This is a genomic window from Pseudomonas sp. SWRI68, assembly GCF_014269165.1.
In the GTDB taxonomy this organism is placed as follows: domain Bacteria; phylum Pseudomonadota; class Gammaproteobacteria; order Pseudomonadales; family Pseudomonadaceae; genus Aquipseudomonas; species Aquipseudomonas capeferrum.
This window is the reverse complement of the sequence record NZ_JABWRU010000092.1, coordinates 1-230: the sequence shown is the minus strand read 5'-3', so window position 1 is coordinate 230 and position 230 is coordinate 1. Positions and strand designations below refer to the sequence as shown.

Sequence of the window (230 nt, the reverse complement as noted above, 5' to 3'; positions counted from 1 at the left end):
CGGGGTCTTGTCCAGAACCAGGTTTTCGAACTTCCAAGCATCAGCGCCGCTGACTGCTTGCAGGCTCTGCTCTACCGGCGCGTTGGTCCCAACGTAAACGTTGTCAGGCGCAGTCACGGTAGTGAAACCGCTGGTGCTGTTGGCCGGTACGGTAATGACTGTTTTGCCGTCACTCAGGGTGAAGTACAACGGCGCGTGGTTGTCGATCGGCAGACCGTCTTTGTTGGTCA

The 230-nt window shown here is 57.4% G+C and carries 1 protein-coding gene; it reads right to left on the bottom strand.

Annotated features, from left to right (window positions below):
- On the bottom strand, nt 1-230 hold a 230-nt coding region (locus HU770_RS26935), incomplete at both ends, for an immunoglobulin-like domain-containing protein (RefSeq protein ID WP_186666634.1).